Raw genomic sequence first — 17,439 nt, forward strand, 5'->3', positions numbered from 1 at the left:
CTCGGCGCGTGTGGGACGTACAGGCTCAGGTCATCTCAGGCCGCCTCCGTCGATGCCGCCGGCATGCCGCCACGGCTGGCCAAGCAAAAAGCGGCGAAGGCGAGCGCGGCCTGCGGATCGTTGCCGGTCGACGGCGGCACGAAGGCGATGGACACCTGCGCCAATTTCCGTCCACCCAGCAGGCAGGCGTCGATCCCTTCGACCACGGCGTTGCGATCGTCTTCGGCGAGAAGCGACGGCCAGCCGCTGATGGCAACGCCGCCACATGGCTTCACGTTCAGCGTGTTGCCGATCGCAAGGCCGAGCCGGAACAGCCGCCGGCGCAGCTCCTGCCGCACGCGCGACGAGATCGAAATCGCGTTCACCCATTCGTTGCCGAGCTGGAGCAGCTCGGTCTCGGACACACCGAGCAGATCGGCCAGCGCCGGAATCGACGCATAGGCCTCGACGCAGCCGTGATGTCCGCAGCGGCAGCGCGGTCCCTCGGGCCCGAACACCATGTGGCCGAGCTCGATCGGTTGCAGCGCATCGGCCTTCGCCGGGTCGTCCATCCAGGCGCCGGCAACGCCGTGGCTGACCAGCACGAACAGATGCGGGTCACCAAACGGATAGTTCTCGGTGCGGCAGCGGTGAAAGGTGGCGTGGGCGACCACCGAATTGGTGATTTCAAGCGGCACGTCCGCGAACATCTCGCCGAACGTGTCGCTGAGGCGCCCGACATCGCAGGGAATGATCGGATTGGCCGATATGCTGAGACGGCCAAGGCCGGGAATGGAGACGCCGATCTGGGAAAGCGTGATGCGGCGGCGGCGCGTCCAGTCGCGCAACAACGTCATGGCTTCGCGAAACGCCCGGCCGACGGCCTCGGCGGTCGGCGTCTTCGGCAGCTTCACGCGCTCGGTGTAATGGAGTTCGCCGGACAGGCCACCGACACCGACGCTGAGATGCTGCGTGGTCAACTCGAAGGCCGCCAGCGCCACCGATCCATCGAGCGACACGAGGCCCGTCGGGCCGCCGACATAGGGGGCAGGGCGCCGCACCTCCTCGATCAGGCCTTCGGCCTTCAGGTCGAACAGGATGCGCGACAGGCTCGCTTCCGACAGCCGCACGGCCTTGGCCAGAGGCGGACGAAACGAGCCGCCCGACTGAAGCAGATGGGTCAAAATGGCAGCGCGCGTCTGCCGCCGACTTCGCGGCTGCTCCGGCATGTCCATCCCTGTCGTCATTCTTACTTAGTGTAAGAATGCGCGCGGAGCGTTTCGGCTGTCAAGCGTCCGGCGGCGCGATGCGCCGACTTGTTGTTGTGCGTGGCAGCACGCCGGGCGATTGGTCTCGTGGGTTTACGCTCTGCGGATGCGCAAAGCGCATCGGGCAGGGCGTAACCCACCCTACGGCATCTGCGCCAAACGAAAACGGCGCCATCCTGCGATGGCGCCGCTTCTTCAAAAGCCCTGAGGCCGATCTTTACTTGCGATCCTTGATCGCGACGTAGTCGCGCTTGGTGACGCCGGTGTAGAGCTGGCGGGGACGACCGATCTTCTGCTGCGGATCCTCGATCATCTCGCTCCACTGGCTGATCCAGCCGACGGTGCGGGCGACCGCGAACAGCACGGTGAACATCGAGACCGGGAAGCCCATCGCCTTCAGCGTGATGCCCGAATAGAAATCGACGTTCGGGTAGAGCTTGCGGTCGATGAAGTACTGGTCGCTGAGCGCGATCTTCTCGAGCTCGAGCGCGACCTTCAGCATCGGATCGTCGCCATGGCCGGTCTCCTTGAGCACGGCGTGACACATCTTCTGCATGATCTTGGCGCGCGGATCGTAGTTCTTGTAGACGCGGTGACCGAAGCCCATCAGGCGGACTTCGGAGTTCTTGTCCTTCACCTTGGCGATGAATTCGGGAATTTTGTCCACAGTGCCGATCTCGGCGAGCATCGCGAGCGCGGCTTCGTTGGCGCCGCCATGCGCCGGACCCCACAGGCAGGCGATGCCGGCGGCGATGCAGGCGAACGGGTTGGCACCGGACGAGCCGGCGATGCGCACCGTCGAGGTCGAGGCATTCTGCTCGTGGTCGGCGTGCAGGATGAAGATCTTGTCCAGCGCGTCAGCGAGCACCGGGTTGATCTTGTAGTCCTCGCACGGCACGGCGAAGCACATGTTGAGGAAGTTCTCGGCGAAGGTGAGCGAGTTCTTCGGGTACACGAAGGGTTGGCCGACCGTGTACTTGTAGGCCATCGCCGCCAGCGTCGGGATCTTCGCGATCATGCGCATGGAAGCGATCATGCGCTGCTTCGGATCGTTGATGTCGGTGGAGTCGTGATAGAACGCGGCGAGCGCGCCGACGGAAGCCACCATCACGGCCATCGGATGGGCGTCGCGGCGGAAGCCCTGGAAGAAGCGGGCCATCTGCTCGTGAACCATCGTGTGACGGGTCACGCGGTCGTCGAAATCCTTCTTCTGCGCGGCGGTCGGCAGGTTCCCGTACAGCAGGAGATAGCAGGTCTCGAGGAAGTCACCGTTCTCGGCGAGCTGTTCGATGGGGTAGCCGCGGTATTCCAGCACGCCCGCGTCGCCGTCGATATAGGTGATCTTGGACTGGCAGCTCGCGGTCGAGGTGAAGCCGGGATCGTAGGTGAACAGGCCCGACTGGCCGTACAGCTTGCCGATATCGATGACATCAGGCCCGACGCTGCCGCTGTGGATCGGGAGATCGTAGTTCTTGTTTCCGACCGTCAGCGTAGCGGTCTTTGGGCTTGGTTTTGCGTCCATCAGAGGTCCCCGATGTATGGTGAAACGGGCCGGAGCCGGAGCCCCCTAAGACGATCATGGGGGGCACGCCGGATGTTCCAGAAGGTACGGGGGAGATGGGTATATTATTGCTATGTGCGCTGCAAGATCGCCGCACGCATGGTCGACTTACGTCGTAGACTGGTCCTTAAGCCGGGCGAGGCTTTCCTGCCGTCCCAGGACGTCCAAAACCTCAAATATACCAGGCGACGTCGTCCGTCCGGTCAGCGCCGCCCGCAAGGGCTGGGCGACCGCGCCGAGCTTGAGACTATTTTCCTCGGCAAACGCGCGCAACGCGGCTTCAGTGCTGGCGCCACTCCACGTCTCGACTTTCTCCAGCGCGGAATGAAGCTGGCCGATCAGCTTGCGGTTCTCCGGCGTCAGCAGCGCCTGCGCCTTGGGATCGAGCTCCAGCGGCCGGTCGGCGAAGATGAAATAGGCGCCGTCGATCAGCTCGATCAGCGTCTTGGCGCGCTCCTTCAGGGCCGGCATGGCCTTCACGAGCTGCGCGCGCGTGGTGTCGTTTAACTTGGCCTTAAGCTCGTTGCGGCTGGGCACGAGATGGTCGAGCACGTCCTCGAACATCTTCACGAGCGATTGATCGTCGGCGTGGCGGATGTAGTGGCCGTTGAGGTTTTCCAGCTTGGCGAAATCGAAGCGCGCGGCGGCGCGGCCGACGCTGCCGAGGTCGAAAGCGGCGATCATCTCCTCGGTCGAGAAGATCTCCTGATCGCCATGGCTCCAGCCGAGCCGGACGAGGTAATTGCGCAGCGCCGCCGGGAGGTATCCCATGGCGCGGTAGGCATCGACCCCGAGCGCGCCGTGGCGCTTCGAGAGCTTTGAGCCGTCCGGACCATGGATGAGGGGGATGTGGGACATGTTCGGCAGCGTCCAGCCCATCGCATCGTAGATCTGCTTCTGGCGGGCGGCGTTGATCAGATGGTCGTCGCCGCGGATCACATGGGTGACGCCCATGTCGTGGTCGTCGACCACCACCGCGAGCATGTAGGTCGGGTTGCCATCGCCGCGCAGCAGGACGAGGTCGTCGAGGTTCTCGTTCTGCCAGACCACGCGGCCCTGAACCTGGTCCTCGATCACGGTCTCGCCGGTCTGCGGCGCGCGCAGGCGGATGGTCGGCTTCACGTCGCTCGGGGCGGTCGCGGGATCGCGGTCGCGCCACATGCCGTCATAGAGGCGGGTGCGCCCCTCGGCGCGCGCCTTCTCGCGCATGGCGGCGAGCTCCTCCGCGGTGGCGTAACAGCGATAGGCCTTGCCGTCGGCGAGCAGCTGCTCGGCGACCTCGCGGTGACGCGCGGCGCGGCTGAACTGGTAGATAACGTCGCCATCCCAGCCGAGCTCTAGCCATTTGAGACCGTCGAGGATGGCGCCAATCGCAGCCTCGGTGGAGCGCTCCCGGTCGGTGTCCTCGATCCGCAGCAGCATCTTGCCGCCGTGCTTCTTGGCATAGAGCCAATTGAACAGCGCCGTGCGGGCGCCGCCGATATGGAGGAAGCCGGTCGGCGAGGGGGCGAAGCGGGTGACGACGGAATCGGTCATTCTTGGCAGGGCCTATGCATTGGAGGCGGTGGTATATAGCAGGACCGGGACATAACTAAAGCCCGTCGGCGGACCTGCCGGGCCTTGCTCGCGGCTGTGCTTAAGCTCTTGGCTCAGCCTCCCGAATTTGGCAGAAGGACCGCTGATTTCCCGACAGGATTATCGTAATGACAGAACCGGTGGCAGCTGAGGTTGGGCGCGATTTCATTCGTGACATCATTCAGGCCGACCTCGATCAGGGTAAGTACAGCGAGATCGTGACCCGGTTCCCGCCGGAGCCGAACGGCTACTTGCATATCGGTCACGCCAAGTCGATCGCGCTCAACTTCGGCATCGCCCAGGAGTTTCCGGGCCGCTGCCATCTGCGTTTCGACGACACCAATCCGGTCAAGGAAGAGCAGGAATATATCGATTCCATCCAGGCCGACGTGCGCTGGCTCGGCTTCGACTGGGGCAAGAACCTGTTCTTCGCCTCGGACTATTTCGACCGCCTGTACGAATGGGCCGAGCAGCTGATCCGCGACGGGCTCGCCTATGTCGACGACCAGACCCAGGAGGAGATCCGCGTCTCTCGCGGCACTCTGACCGAGCCAGGCAAGAACTCGCCGTTCCGCGACCGCAGCGTGGACGAGAATCTCGACCTGTTCCGCCGCATGAAGGCGGGCGAATTCCCGAACGGCGCGCGCGTGCTGCGGGCCAAGATCGACATGGCCGCGGGCAACATCAATCTGCGCGATCCCGTGCTGTACCGCATCCTGCACGCGCACCATCCGCGCACCGGCACCAAGTGGCACATCTATCCGAGCTACGATTACGCGCACGGTCAGTCTGACGCCATCGAAGGCATCACGCACTCGATCTGCACGCTGGAGTTCGAGGACCACCGGCCGCTCTACGACTGGTTCATCGAGAAGCTGCCGGTGCCGTCGAAGCCGCACCAGTACGAGTTCGCGCGGCTGAACCTGACCTACACGCTGCTGTCCAAGCGCGTGCTGACCCAGCTCGTCCGCGACGGCCATGTCGCGGGCTGGGACGATCCGCGCATGCCGACCATGGCGGGCATGCGCCGCCGCGGCGTGCCGCCGGCCGCGCTGCGCGAATTCGTCAAGCGCATCGGCGTTGCCAAGGCCAACAGCGTCGTCGATGTCGGCATGCTGGAGTTCTGCATCCGCGAGGAGCTGAACCGCACGTCGCAGCGGCGCATGGGCGTGCTACGGCCACTGAAAGTGGTGATCGAGAACTATCCGGAAGGGCAGACCGAGGAGCTCGAGGCGATCAATCACCCCGATGATCCCAGCGCCGGCACGCGGAAAATCACGTTCGGCCGCGAGCTCTATATCGAGCAGGACGACTTCATGGAGAACCCGCCGAAGAAGTTCTTCCGCCTGTCGCCGGGCAACGAGGTGCGGCTGCGCTACGCCTATTTCGTCAAGTGCACCGGCGTGATCAAGAACGACAAGGGCGAGGTGGTGGAGCTGCGCTGCACCTACGACCCCGCGACCAAGGGCGGCAACGCGCCCGACGGCCGCAAGGTCAAGGCGACGATGCACTGGCTGCCCGCGGCAACGTCGGTGCCGGCTGAAATCCGCATCTACAACCAGCTGTTCGCCAATCCGAGCCCCGACGCTTCGAACTTCGCGGCCGATCTCAATCCGAACTCGCTGGAGATCCTGCCCGACGCGCGGATCGAGGCATCGGTGGCAGAGAGCAATGCGACCGAGCCGATGCAGTTCGAGCGCCAGGGCTATTTCGTCCGCGACAAGGACTCGACGCCCGGAAAGCCGGTATTCTCGCGCACCATCGGCCTGCGCGACACGTTCGCGAAGGAAGTCGCGAAAGGATGAGGATTGAGGCATGAGCAGTGAAGCCGACGCCATCGTTTCCGCCATCATCGCGAAATGGTGCGCCGGCTTCGCCAGCCTCGATGCGGCCGCGCTCTCGTCGCTGTATTCGAAGAACGCGTTCTTCTTCGGCTCCAACCCGAAACTCTATCGGGGCAGGGCCGGCGTCGCCGACTATTTCAACGGCCTGCCGCGCTGGCGGAGGCCAAGTGCCGTGTTCTCCGATGTGAACGCAGCGCAAGCCGGCCCCGATCTGATCAACATGGCCGCGACAATCTCGTTCGACCTCGCCGGCGAGCGGGATGATCTCGTCGTCAAGATGAGCTGGGTCATCATCCGCGAGGACGGCGACTGGAAGATCGTCAATCACCACGCCTCGTCGCAGGCGCCGCTGATCTGACGGCCATCGTACACGGCATCGTCATTCCCGAGGGCCAGAACGAACGTCGTTTCTGTGCGTTGGGTGGGTTCAACAAGGAACTCACCATGCAGAACATCGCAGAGCATATGGAAGTCATCGGCGCCGACGGCGTTCACATCGGCACGGTCGACAAGGTCGAAGGCAACCGCATCAAGCTGACCAAGAAGGACAGCGGTGAGGGCAGCCACAAGGGCCATCATCATTTCATCGACAAGGGCCTCGTTGCCGATGTCGAAGGCAACAAGGTGCGGCTGTCGGCCAAGGCATCGGTGGCCGTGACCATGGAAGAGGAAAAGTAGGGGACGCCCTCTCGCGTTCCTGATTTGTACCGCTATTCGCCCGACCGCACGTTCCGGTAGCCTTGGCGGCAATCGCGTCGCGTAGGGTGCAGGGAAGATGGCGGAGCCGGGCCGGCCAGTACGGTCCCAAGGTATTGTCGGGACGTGGCCGGTCGGCCGCGCTGCGCCCGCCGGCGGCTTCGTTCCGGCGGGCTTTGGCATCTGGCCCGCGATCGTCGAAACAATCCGCGGATGGGCTCGGGCCGAGGCCGGCCCCGGGCGCTTGCTGCCGTGGGTGCCGGTCGCCTTCGGCGGCGGCATCGCGCTCTATTTTTCCGCCGATCATGAGCCGGTGCTGTGGATTGTCGCCGCGACGGCGATCGCGCTGCTGCTCGGCGCGGCCCTGTTGCGGCGGAGCCGGCTGTTCGCGCCGGCGATCATGATCGCAGCGGTCGCGGCGGGCTTTGCCGTGGCGACCTGGAAGACCGCGCGCATTGCCCACACCGTACTCGCAAAACCACTCTATTCGGTGTCGCTGTCGGGCTTCGTCGAGACGCGCGACATCCGCGAGCGCACCGATCGCTTCGTGCTGCGTGTCACCGCGATGGAGGCGCAGCGCAGCGACGTCAAGCTCGACCGCGTCCGCCTCTCCGTGCGCAAGGGCACCGCGCCCGAGGTCGGCAGCTTCGTTCAATTGAAGGCGCGGCTGATGCCGCCGCTCACGCCGGTCCGCCCCGGCAGCTACGACTTTTCACGCGACATGTTCTTCCAGGGCATCGGCGCCTCCGGCTTCGTGATGGGCGCAATTACGGCTGCAATCCCGCCTGATGCGGGCGGCCTGCGGCTGCGCTATGCCGCCTTCATGCAGGGCCTGCGCGATGCGATCGACGCCCGCATCCGCGCAACGCTCGAGGGCGACAACCGCGCGATCGCAACTGCACTGCTCACCGGGCGGCGCGATGCGATTTCCGCCCCTGTCAACGATGCGATGTTCATCTCCGGGCTAGGACACGTTCTCTCGATCTCCGGCTATCACATGGCGGTGGTCGCCGGCGTCGTCTTCTTCGCGGTGCGCGCGCTGCTGGCGTTGATCCCGGGCCTGGCGGCCGGCTTCGCCATCAAGAAATGGTCGGCGGCTGCAGCATTCGTCGCGGCTGCGTTCTATCTGCTGCTCTCGGGCGCCGAGGTCGCAACCCAACGGTCGTTCTTCATGACGGCGGTGGTGCTGATCGCGGTGATGGTCGATCGCCGCGCCATCACCTTCCGCACGCTGGCGGTGGCGGCGCTGATCGTGCTTGCGGTCGCGCCGGAGGCGCTGGTGCATCCGAGCTTCCAGATGTCGTTTGCGGCAACGCTCGGGCTGGTGGCGCTGGTGCAGATCGGCATGCCGAACCTGCTGGCCTCGCCCGATCATTCGGCCACCGCGCGCGTCGCGCTGTGGGGCGGCCGCGAGATCGCGATGCTGTTCCTGGCCTCGCTGATCGCGGGGCTTGCGACCACGCCCTATGCCGCCTTCCACTTCCATCGTGTCACGCCCTATGGCGTGCTCGCCAATCTCGGTGCGATGCCGGTGGTCTCGGCACTGGTGATGCCGGCGGGGCTGTTGGGATTGCTGGCCGCGCCTTTCGGGCTCGATGGCGTCTTCTGGTGGCTGATGGGCCTCGGCATCGACTGGATGGTCGCGGTCTCGCGCTGGGTCGCGGCCTTGCCGGGCGCGGTCGGCCGCATCCCGGCGTTTGGGATCGCGCCGCTGATCGCCGCGAGCCTCGGCATCATCGTGATGGGCCTGTTGCGCACGCCCTTGCGCTGGTGCGGTGCCGTGGTGCTGCTGACGTCCATCGCGTGGGGCCTGTCGGTGCGGCAGCCCGATATCCTGATCGCCGGGGACGGCGCCAGCGTCGCGGTGCGGGGCGGGGACGGGCGCCTGCACCTGATCAGGACGGGCAAGGACAATTTCATGCTGAAGGAGTGGCTGGCGGCCGACGCCGATCCGCGCGATGCCGGCAGCAGCGCGCTGGCCGAGGGGGTGTCGTGCGACGAGGCCGGCTGCGCCACGCCGCTTGCCGACGGGCGCCTGGTTGCGTTGGCCTCGCGCATCGATGCGCTCGCGGACGATTGCAGCCGTGCCGCACTGGTCGTGACGTCACGGCCCGCACCGCCCGATTGCGCGGCGATGATGGTGGATCGGCAGCGGCTCGTTCGCCAGGGCGCGCTGGCGTTGACACGGCGTGGCGACGGATTTGCAGTTCAGGCGGTGAGGGCGAGGGGCACGAGCCGTCCCTGGTCGCCGGCGGCCGCCGGCGAGGGAGATTTCGAAGGAGCCCTCATGCCGAGGGCGGCGGCTCCGCGCGCCAAGGATGCGACCCCGTCGGAGGCCGATCTTCAGGCGGAGGACTGAGCCTCTGTCAGCCCAGCGGCAGCGGTGTGACGGGCGAACGGCTATCGGCGATGATCTCAGGCTTGTGCTCGCGCTCGCCGACCGGTTGGGTCACGGGCAATTGCAGCACGGTTGCGCGCTGGCCTTCGACGAGCTGAGTCACCAGCACGTATTTGCCATCAGGGAATTCGATCGCGTCGTGATGGCGATCGGGAATGTGCGGATCGATCTTGCCGAACTTGCCGACGCGGGAGTTGACGGTGCGCGTCCAGATCCAGCGGTTGTCGTAACGGACGTTGTCTGCGAAGGCGAGCTCCGTTCCCGGCAGCAGGCAGACCGCAACGGAGAGGTCGGCTTCGGATGCGAAGCCGCGCGTCGAGGTGCCGCGGAAGGTTGTCGTGACGATCGTCTCGCCGACTTCTGCGGGGCGCGTCGCGACGGCATGCAGGCTATAGTCACACATCGGGTGCTCCTCATGTGAAGATAGCGACCCGCGCCTCTCTTGGAGGCACAGGCCTCTGTCAGAGTTTAAACACCAACGCTGTGCTTGGTTGTAGGCAAATCTGCGGCTGGGATCCGCACCCCGCGATCACTTTAACTTTCCCGAATTCGCCAGGAACAAAGCTGGCTGAGGTGCATTACGCCGGCGCCTGTCAGCGACTGCAAAAGCGACACTTCGCATTGCCGGCGCGATCGCGGCGCTGCGCAATTGGGTGTTGCGGACATGGCAATCCGATGGCGCAGCAACGGCCCCGTGCCCCGATGCCGCGACCGCTGCACCCAAACGATCTGGTCTTCCGAACCCGAAACGCCCAGACGCGATGTCGCTGCGGTCCGCCGAAGATGGCCGTGGAGGAGGGGCCAGATAATCTGTGCAGAACCAGAATGATCATCCAGCCGGAGCGGACATTCATCCGCTCCAATCTCAGATCGGCGACGCCGACCGAAGGCGCACGCAGGCGCCAAAACTACTTTCGGACTGAGTTCTTCCGGACTCAGTACTTCCGGTAAAGCCCAATCAGCTTGCCCTGAATCTTCACCCGGTTCGGCGGCAGGATACGCACCTCATAGGCGGCATTGGCAGGCTCGAGCGCGATCGACGCGCCGCGGCGGCGGAAGCGCTTGAGCGTAGCCTCCTCGTCGTCGATCAGCGCCACCACGATGTCGCCGGTGTCGGCGCTCTCGTTGCGCTGGATCAGCGCCATGTCGCCGTCGAGGATACCGGCCTCGACCATGGAATCACCGCGCACCTCGAGAGCGTAATGCTCGCCCGAGCCGAGCATGTCGGGCGGCACGCTGATGGTGTGACTGCGGGTCTGCAATGCCTCGATTGGCGTGCCGGCCGCGATCCGGCCCATCACGGGCACCGCAACGGGCCGCTCGCCCTCGTCCACGGGCGGGCTGGAGCTCGCGCGGATCTTGCCGAGATTGCCCTCGATGACGCTCGGCGTGAAGCCGCGCCGGGCGCCGGCGGCAGCCTGGAGCTCCGGCAGCTTGATCACTTCGATGGCGCGGGCGCGGTTGGGCAGCCGGCGGATGAAGCCGCGCTCCTCGAGCGCGGTGATCAGGCGGTGGATGCCCGACTTCGAGCGCAGGTCGAGCGCATCCTTCATCTCGTCGAAGGAGGGCGGCACGCCGCTTTCCTTCAAACGCTCGCTGATGAACCGCAGAAGCTCGTATTGTTTGCGCGTTAACATCTCGACCAAAGTCCCCCGGTTGATGTCGTTCGATTCCGAGACGATGAGTTCAGCGATAAGCCGCTACATCCTCGAAACAAATCATGAACGGACACTATATGTTCGATACATGTTCCGCAACTGCTTAATTTACCGTGAACGAAGCGCGGTTCGCGGAATGCGTGTGGCCGTGCACTCAGACGGGGAGCCGCAGCACCTCGCAGGGGCTTCCGGCCTCGGCCTTCGGCGCGAAGGGTGGGCGCACGAGAAGTACCTGTGCCGCAGCAAGATTCGCAAGCAGAGAGGAATCCTGATGGCTGACGGGAAGCGCGACCAGCGTGCCGTCGTCGCGCAGCTCGAGGCGCGCGCGCAAGTAATCCTCGCGCTGGTCGTTGGCACCGAGATCGCAGGCGAGCACGGCACGTTCGCGACGATGATGAATCACCGAGCGGCCTGACAAGGCGCGAATCAGCGGCACCATGAACAGGAAGGCGCACACATAGGACGACACGGGATTGCCGGGCAGGCCGATCACGCGCATGGCGCCGAGCCGCCCGTGCATCATTGGCTTGCCCGGCCGCATGGCGATCTTCCAGAACGCCATCGCGATGCCTTCGCCCCTGAGTGCCTGCTGGACCAGGTCGTGGTCGCCGACCGACGCGCCGCCGGTCGTGATTAGGATATCGGCACCGCTCTCGCGAGCGCGGCGGATGCCTGATGTGGTGGCCTCCAGCGTGTCGGCGGCGACGCCGAGGTCGACGGTGTCGGCGCCCTCGCTGCGGGCGAGCGCGTGCAGGGCATAGCCGTTGGAATAGACGATCTGGCCGTGCCCGGGCGCTGAGCCCGGCATCACCAGTTCGTCACCGGTGGCGAGGATCGCGACCTTGGGACGGCGGCAGACGGCGAGCTGCGGGTAATTCATTCCGGCAGCGAGCGCGAGATCGCGCTCGGTCAGACGCGTGCCCTTGCGGAGGAGGACGTCACCCTCACGGAAGTCGACGCCGGCCGGGCGGATGTGCCGTCCGGTGATCGCGGCTTCCTTGATCGTGACGCTGTTGCCGTCCGCGACGGTGTCCTCCTGGATCACGACCGCGTCCGCACCGTCGGGAACGACGCCGCCGGTGAAGATCCGCACGGCTTCGCCGGCGCCGACCGCTCTCGCGAAAGGACGGCCGGCGGCGACCTCGCCAATCACCGTCAGCCGGGAATCGATCGCTGCTGCGTCGGCCGCGCGCACCGCATAGCCGTCCATCGCCGACATGGCTTGCGGCGGCTGCGTGCGCCGCGCCGCGACATCATGTGCCAGCACGCGGTGATAGGCCTCGTCGAGTGCAACCATCTGTTCAGGCAGCGGCTCTGCACCTGCCAGCACCGCGGCAAGGGCGTCGGAAACCGGCATCAGGGCCACGGGCAAAACTCCTGCTCGCACATCGTTCAATGGGGCGGCGAGAGTTCTAGCCGACCGCAGGCGCGAGGCAAAGCAGCGCGCGGGATGATCTATCCTGCGTGATCTCCGTGGTGGAGGAGTGCAAGTTCGTCAGGGCATGATCTGGAAGCCGAGACAGCGCGCCGTGAAGGACGAGAATCACGAGCGCCAACACCGATACGGTCACCGTGCCGCCGGATCGTCCGGACTGATCTCAAATGCGACGTCGGGCGCTTTGGGCCCTTGATCCTTGTCGGGGAGCGGATCGGCCTGCGATTTCAGGTCGGCGGCCTTGCTGATCAGCTTGGCGGAAAGGTCAGAATCCGAGGTGTTTCTTGCGAATTCAAGCAGGAGAGAGGCTTGCTTAGTGAGATAGGTTTTGCCCAGCACGTCGATCAGTCCGATGTAGAAGTCCCAACGGACTCAAGAGTCCGAAGGGCGGTATTCCGTTCCCGGAACTCTGTATAAAAATGCACAAAGTGATCAGGTTCCAAAATTTCAGCAGATTTAGTTCCGGAAGATGTCGCTGCCGGGAGGCCGGGTGGCACCCGCGGCTGGCGTCAGATGCCCAATGCTTTCAAGGCCTTCCCGACGTCGCGCGGCGAGGTCACATGCACGGCCGTCAGGCCGCGGGCCCGCGCGCCTTCGATGTTCTCAGCGAGGTCGTCGAAGAACACGATGCGCTCGGCGGGCACGCCGATCGCGGCGACGACATGGTCGAAAGCCTCCGCATCCGGTTTGCGCAGGCCGATGCTCGATGACAGGTACAGCTCGCGGAAATGACCGAGCAGCTCGGCATATTCCTTCGAGAAATAATCGACATGCGGCCGGTTGGTGTTGGAGAAGGCGTAGAGCGGCATCTCTTTCGCCGCCCGCGGCAACAACTCGGCGATATCAGGCATCTCGCCGGCGAAGATCGCGTTCCAGCCCTCCAGGAACTGGGCATCCGAAATGCCGATCCCCAGCGAAGCGCGTAGCGAGGCGAAATAATCCTCGTCGCTGATCTTGCCCATCTCGTGCAGCCGGTAGGCCTCGTCGCGCACATAGCGCGCGACGATGCTTTCGGGCTGGCAGCCGGCATGTCCCGCCCAGCAAGCGATCGCCTTGGAGAAGTCGATGTCGAGCACCACGCGCCCGAGATCGAACAGAAGCGCATCCGCGCTGCCGGGAGAGAGCGATGTCACCTGCAATCCTCTTACTCAGTACCGATAAGGTTCGTGGTCGAACAGCGGAAACGCGCTGAACACACTCGGCGCGTTGGTGGCGGTCGCCGGATGCAGGCAGGATTTGTCGACCTCGGCAAACGACGTGGCGCCGAGCAGGCCGAGGCAGCGCAGCACCTCGTCCTCGAGCAGCTCCAGCATCCGCGTGATGCCGGCTTCGCCGGCCGCCGCCAGCGCCCAGCATTGCAGCCGGCCGATGCCGACGAGATCTGCCCCTGCCGCGATCGCCTTGACGATGTCGGTGCCGCGACAGATGCCGCCGTCGACCATGATCTTGGCGCGGCCCTTCACGGCCTCGACGATTTCGGGCAGCACATGCATGGCACCGCGGCCATGGTCGAGCTGGCGGCCGCCGTGGTTGGAGACGTAGATCCATTCGACGCCGTGATCGACCGCGATCAGCGCGTCCTCGGCGGTGGCGATGCCCTTCAGGATCAGCGGGATCTTGAACTTGTCTTTGATCATCTTCACGGTCCGCCACTCCAGGCCCTTCTGGAAATCGCCGCCGGTGGCGCGCAGGCGACTCTCGCGAACGTAGCGCTTGGCGATGTCACGTTCGCGACGGCTGTAATGGGCGGTGTCGACGGTCAGGCAGAAGGCGGCATAGCCGTTCTTCTCGCTTCGGCTGACGACATCCGCGACGAAGGAATCGTCGCCGCGGACATAGAGCTGGTAGAGCCGGAGCGCATCGGGCGCCATCTCGGCGGTCTTCTCCAGGCCCGGCTCGGACACCGAGCTCAGCATGTGCGCCGCACCGAAGGTGCCGGCACCGCGCGCGACGCTCGCCGCACCGTCCGGATCGAAGATTTCGAGCGCGCCGACGGGCGCCAGCACCACCGGAAGGCGCATCTTGCGGCCAAATTGCTGAACCGCGCCGTCGACCTTGCGGACGTCGCGCAGCACGCGCGGGCGGAAGGCGATCTCGTCCAGCGCCATGCGGTTGCGGCGCATCGTGGTTTCGGTCTCGGCGGCGCCGACGATGTAATCCCAGGCGTTCTGGTTGAGGTTGGCCCGCGCTTTCCGGATGAATTCGTGCAGATTCTGGAACGGCTCGTTGCTGGCGCCGAGCTCGACGTTCCGTTCCGGCCGGATGCGGGGTGCTTCGTTCATTGTTATCCTCCCGAGAATTTGAAGCCTTATGTCATCGCCTAACCCGTCCAGGCCTCCAAAACTATCCTAAAATCGCATAGCAGCAGGGCGTGGACCGGCCGATGATTCCCCTTGCGGGCTGGCCAGTCCTGCAACGTTGCCAAAAGTTTAGGTCCGGGCGAAGCGATTTCTGCGGTGCACCCGTCGGCGCGGCATCCCGGCCTTGAAGAAACCAGAATGGTATTGTGAGAAGCAGACTGGATCGCCAATTGCATGGCGCCTTCCAAGTCCCGAAAGACAAGTCTTGAAGGACGAGTGTTGAAAGACAAGTCTCGAGAGACAAGCTTAAAGCGAACCGCCCAGCGAAAAGGCCAGCCCATCCATGCGGAAATCCCTGCTGTTCCCTCTGGGCACGCTCACCGGAGCGTGTCTCACCCTTCTGGTAGCCAGCCCGCACGGCGGCGTATGGGCGGCGCGGGCGGCAGCGAACGCGAATGATGCCTATTCCCAGCTCAACCTGTTCGGCGAAGTGTTCGAGCGCGTGAAGGCTAGCTATGTCGAGAAGCCGGACAATGCCAAGCTGGTTGAAGGCGCGATCACCGGCATGGTGACCTCGCTCGATCCGCATTCGCGCTACATGAACGCGAAGGCCTGGACCGAGATGCAGGAGACCACCTCCGGCGAGTTCGGCGGCCTCGGCATCGAGGTCACGATGGAGGACGGCCTCGTCAAGGTCGTCTCGCCGATCGACGATACCCCCGCCTCGAAGGCCGGCCTGATGTCCGGCGACCTCATCAGCAAGATCGACGGCGAGGCCGTGCAGGGCATGACGCTCGAGCAGGCGGTCAACAAGATGAAGGGCCCGGTCGATACCCAGACCAAGCTCACCATCGTGCGCAAGGGCGCCGACGCTCCGCTCGACGTCGCGATCAAGCGCGAGATCATTCATGTGCGCCCGGTGCGCTTCCATGTCGAGAACGGCGACATCGGCTATGTCCGCATCACCTCGTTCAACGAGCAGACCACCGACGGCCTGAAGAAGGCGATCGCCTCGATCACCAAGGACGTCGCGCAGGAGAAGCTCGTCGGCTACGTGGTGGACCTGCGCAACAATCCGGGCGGTCTGCTCGACCAGGCCGTGTCGGTGTCGAGCGCCTTCCTGCAGCGCGGCGAGGTCGTTTCGACCCGCGGCCGCAACCCGGAGGAGACCCAGCGCTTCACCGCGCGTGGCGGCGATCTCACCAAGGGCAAGCCGCTGGTGGTGCTCGTCAATGGCGGCTCGGCCTCGGCCTCGGAGATCGTCGCCGGCGCGCTGCACGACCACAAGCGCGCGACGATCATCGGCACGCGCTCGTTCGGCAAGGGGTCGGTGCAGACGATCATTCCGCTCGGCGCCGGCAATGGCGCACTGGCGCTGACCACGGCGCGCTACTACACGCCGTCGGGCCGCTCGATCCAGGCCCAGGGCATCGCTCCCGACATCGAGATCCTGCAGGACGTGCCGCCGGAGCTGAAGGGCCGCATGGACACCATGGCGGAGTCCCAGATGCGCGGGCATCTGTCGGCGGGCGAGGGTGGCGAGCAGACGGGGTCACAGTCCTACGTCCCGCCCAAGGAGGAAGACGACAAGGCCTTGCATGCGGCTTACGACTTCCTGCACGGCGTCACCGCGAACGCGGTTGCGGCCAAGCCTGCCTCGAAAGGCGCGGTGCCGAACTAAATTCTGCGACTCCCGGTCTACGGATCGCCCGGAAGCGGATAGCCGCTTCCGGGCGAATTCGTCTGGAACGTCGCCTCAGCTTGGATTCATGGCTGCAAAGGTCGCCTCGTAGCGGCCGTCGCGCTCGGCCCAGCGGCGGGCGCGGTCACGCTCCACCAGCACCTCGTCGCGCGGGTGAAGCCGGAGCTCCAGCAATTGCATGACCTCCGCGATGTAAGCGGCCAGCGGCATGGCGCGGGCGTCGCTGGCCTGCTGCGCCCCGGTCAGCTCGGTCTGCACATAAGGCGGCGCGAGCTCCAGCACCTCGACGGGAATCCTGCGGAGCTGGTGCCGCAGCGACTGCAGCCAGGAGTGCAGGAACGCCTTGCTGGCGCAGTAGGTCGGGAAATCGGCACGCGGCACGAAGGCGAGGTTCGAGCTGGTCGCGATGATCGTCGCGTCCGGTTGCCTCTTCAGGATCGGTAGGAACGCCGCCGTCGCGCGCAGCACGCCGAGAATGTTGGTCTCGACGATGGCCTCCGCATCCGAGGCATCCCAGCCTTCCGCCGCAAGGTCCTCCGGCCGCGAGATGCCGGCATTGGCGATCAGAACGTTGAGCCCGGGAAAGCCTGCCTGAATATCGGCCAACAAGCGCGACAGCGATGCGGGATCGTCGAGGTCGAGCGACAGGCCGATCACGCCAGGCCGCTCGGCCGCGATCTGCTCGAGCAGGGCCGGCCGCCGGCCGGTGACGATGACGCGATTGCCGCGATCGTGAAAAGCCTCGGCCAGCGCGCGGCCGATGCCGCTGGTGCCGCCGGTGACGAGGATCGTATTGCCAGTCATCTTCATGGGGTCGCCTTTCGATTGAGAAAGGCCACGGCAATCCCGCAAATCCTCATGGCGAGCGATCCGGCAAGACGGCCGGCAGCACGGCGCGTGCGCGCCTGCCTAAGCGTCTTGAACGGGTGAACATCCGCTGACAGGAAAAGTGAAGGCATGACCGTGGCGTCTCGTGAATCGAGAACTCCCTGCTGGGATCCTCTCGACAAAGGACGCGTTGGA

Annotated in this window: 15 protein-coding genes; 5 read left to right on the forward strand and 10 right to left on the reverse strand. The window is 65.1% G+C overall.

Annotation, left to right across the window (positions count from 1 at the left end):
• Positions 1-35: 35 nt before the first annotated feature.
• The 3 genes from ML401_RS15830 to gltX form a co-directional block, all read right to left on the reverse strand.
• Positions 36-1,214, reverse strand: coding sequence for an ROK family transcriptional regulator (locus ML401_RS15830; protein ID WP_285812687.1), 1,179 nt, complete (start codon positions 1,212-1,214; stop codon positions 36-38).
• Positions 1,215-1,464: 250 nt separating this feature from the next.
• Complete coding sequence (gene gltA / locus ML401_RS15835; RefSeq protein ID WP_194407908.1) at positions 1,465-2,769, reverse strand: citrate synthase; 1,305 nt, start codon at positions 2,767-2,769, stop codon at positions 1,465-1,467.
• 147 nt (positions 2,770-2,916) lie between these two features.
• Positions 2,917-4,344 (reverse strand): glutamate--tRNA ligase, encoded by a 1,428-nt coding sequence (gene gltX / locus ML401_RS15840; RefSeq protein WP_194407909.1) that lies wholly within the window; start codon positions 4,342-4,344, stop codon positions 2,917-2,919.
• A gap of 167 nt (positions 4,345-4,511) precedes the next feature.
• Between gltX and ML401_RS15845 the strand changes: the two genes are divergently transcribed.
• The 4 genes from ML401_RS15845 to ML401_RS15860 all read left to right on the forward strand — a co-directional run bounded on the left by ML401_RS15845 (position 4,512) and on the right by ML401_RS15860 (position 9,282).
• Entirely contained in the window at positions 4,512-6,188 is a 1,677-nt protein-coding gene (locus ML401_RS15845) for a glutamine--tRNA ligase/YqeY domain fusion protein (protein ID WP_285812416.1), read from the forward strand.
• A gap of 10 nt (positions 6,189-6,198) precedes the next feature.
• Entirely contained in the window at positions 6,199-6,585 is a 387-nt protein-coding gene (locus ML401_RS15850) for a nuclear transport factor 2 family protein (protein WP_285812417.1), read from the forward strand.
• 86 nt (positions 6,586-6,671) lie between these two features.
• Entirely contained in the window at positions 6,672-6,905 is a 234-nt protein-coding gene (locus ML401_RS15855; RefSeq protein ID WP_194407912.1) for a DUF2171 domain-containing protein, read from the forward strand.
• Between the two features lie 97 nt (positions 6,906-7,002).
• Positions 7,003-9,282, forward strand: coding sequence for a ComEC/Rec2 family competence protein (locus tag ML401_RS15860; RefSeq protein ID WP_285812418.1), 2,280 nt, complete (start codon positions 7,003-7,005; stop codon positions 9,280-9,282).
• Positions 9,283-9,289: 7 nt separating this feature from the next.
• On the opposite strand, the gene ML401_RS15865 is transcribed toward ML401_RS15860, so the two are convergent.
• From ML401_RS15865 to ML401_RS15890, 6 genes are all read right to left on the reverse strand, one after another.
• Positions 9,290-9,724, reverse strand: a complete 435-nt coding sequence (locus ML401_RS15865) for a hypothetical protein (RefSeq protein WP_211416852.1) — start codon at positions 9,722-9,724, stop codon at positions 9,290-9,292.
• A 532-nt stretch (positions 9,725-10,256) separates the two neighbouring features.
• Complete coding sequence (gene lexA, locus ML401_RS15870) at positions 10,257-10,958, reverse strand: transcriptional repressor LexA (RefSeq protein WP_194407915.1); 702 nt, start codon at positions 10,956-10,958, stop codon at positions 10,257-10,259.
• Positions 10,959-11,133: 175 nt separating this feature from the next.
• The gene (gene glp, locus ML401_RS15875; protein ID WP_285812419.1) at positions 11,134-12,345 is read right to left on the reverse strand and encodes a gephyrin-like molybdotransferase Glp; all 1,212 of its coding nucleotides are present in this window, start codon (positions 12,343-12,345) and stop codon (positions 11,134-11,136) included.
• A 201-nt stretch (positions 12,346-12,546) separates the two neighbouring features.
• Positions 12,547-12,753 (reverse strand): hypothetical protein, encoded by a 207-nt coding sequence (locus tag ML401_RS15880; RefSeq protein ID WP_194407917.1) that lies wholly within the window; start codon positions 12,751-12,753, stop codon positions 12,547-12,549.
• Positions 12,754-12,923: 170 nt separating this feature from the next.
• Positions 12,924-13,553 carry an HAD-IA family hydrolase gene (locus ML401_RS15885; protein ID WP_285812420.1) on the reverse strand — a complete coding sequence of 210 codons (630 nt, stop codon included), beginning with the start codon at positions 13,551-13,553 and terminating at the stop codon, positions 12,924-12,926.
• Positions 13,554-13,562: 9 nt separating this feature from the next.
• Positions 13,563-14,696 (reverse strand): alpha-hydroxy acid oxidase, encoded by a 1,134-nt coding sequence (locus tag ML401_RS15890; RefSeq protein ID WP_194407919.1) that lies wholly within the window; start codon positions 14,694-14,696, stop codon positions 13,563-13,565.
• Positions 14,697-15,057: 361 nt separating this feature from the next.
• On the opposite strand from ML401_RS15890, the gene ML401_RS15895 reads away from it, so the two are divergent.
• Positions 15,058-16,395 (forward strand): S41 family peptidase, encoded by a 1,338-nt coding sequence (locus ML401_RS15895; RefSeq protein WP_285812421.1) that lies wholly within the window; start codon positions 15,058-15,060, stop codon positions 16,393-16,395.
• 75 nt (positions 16,396-16,470) lie between these two features.
• On the opposite strand, the gene ML401_RS15900 is transcribed toward ML401_RS15895, so the two are convergent.
• Complete coding sequence (locus ML401_RS15900; protein WP_285812422.1) at positions 16,471-17,226, reverse strand: SDR family oxidoreductase; 756 nt, start codon at positions 17,224-17,226, stop codon at positions 16,471-16,473.
• Between the last annotated feature and the right edge of the window lie 213 nt (positions 17,227-17,439).

The organism is Bradyrhizobium sp. 62B (genome assembly GCF_030272265.2).
Classification (GTDB): Bacteria; Pseudomonadota; Alphaproteobacteria; order Rhizobiales; family Xanthobacteraceae; genus Bradyrhizobium.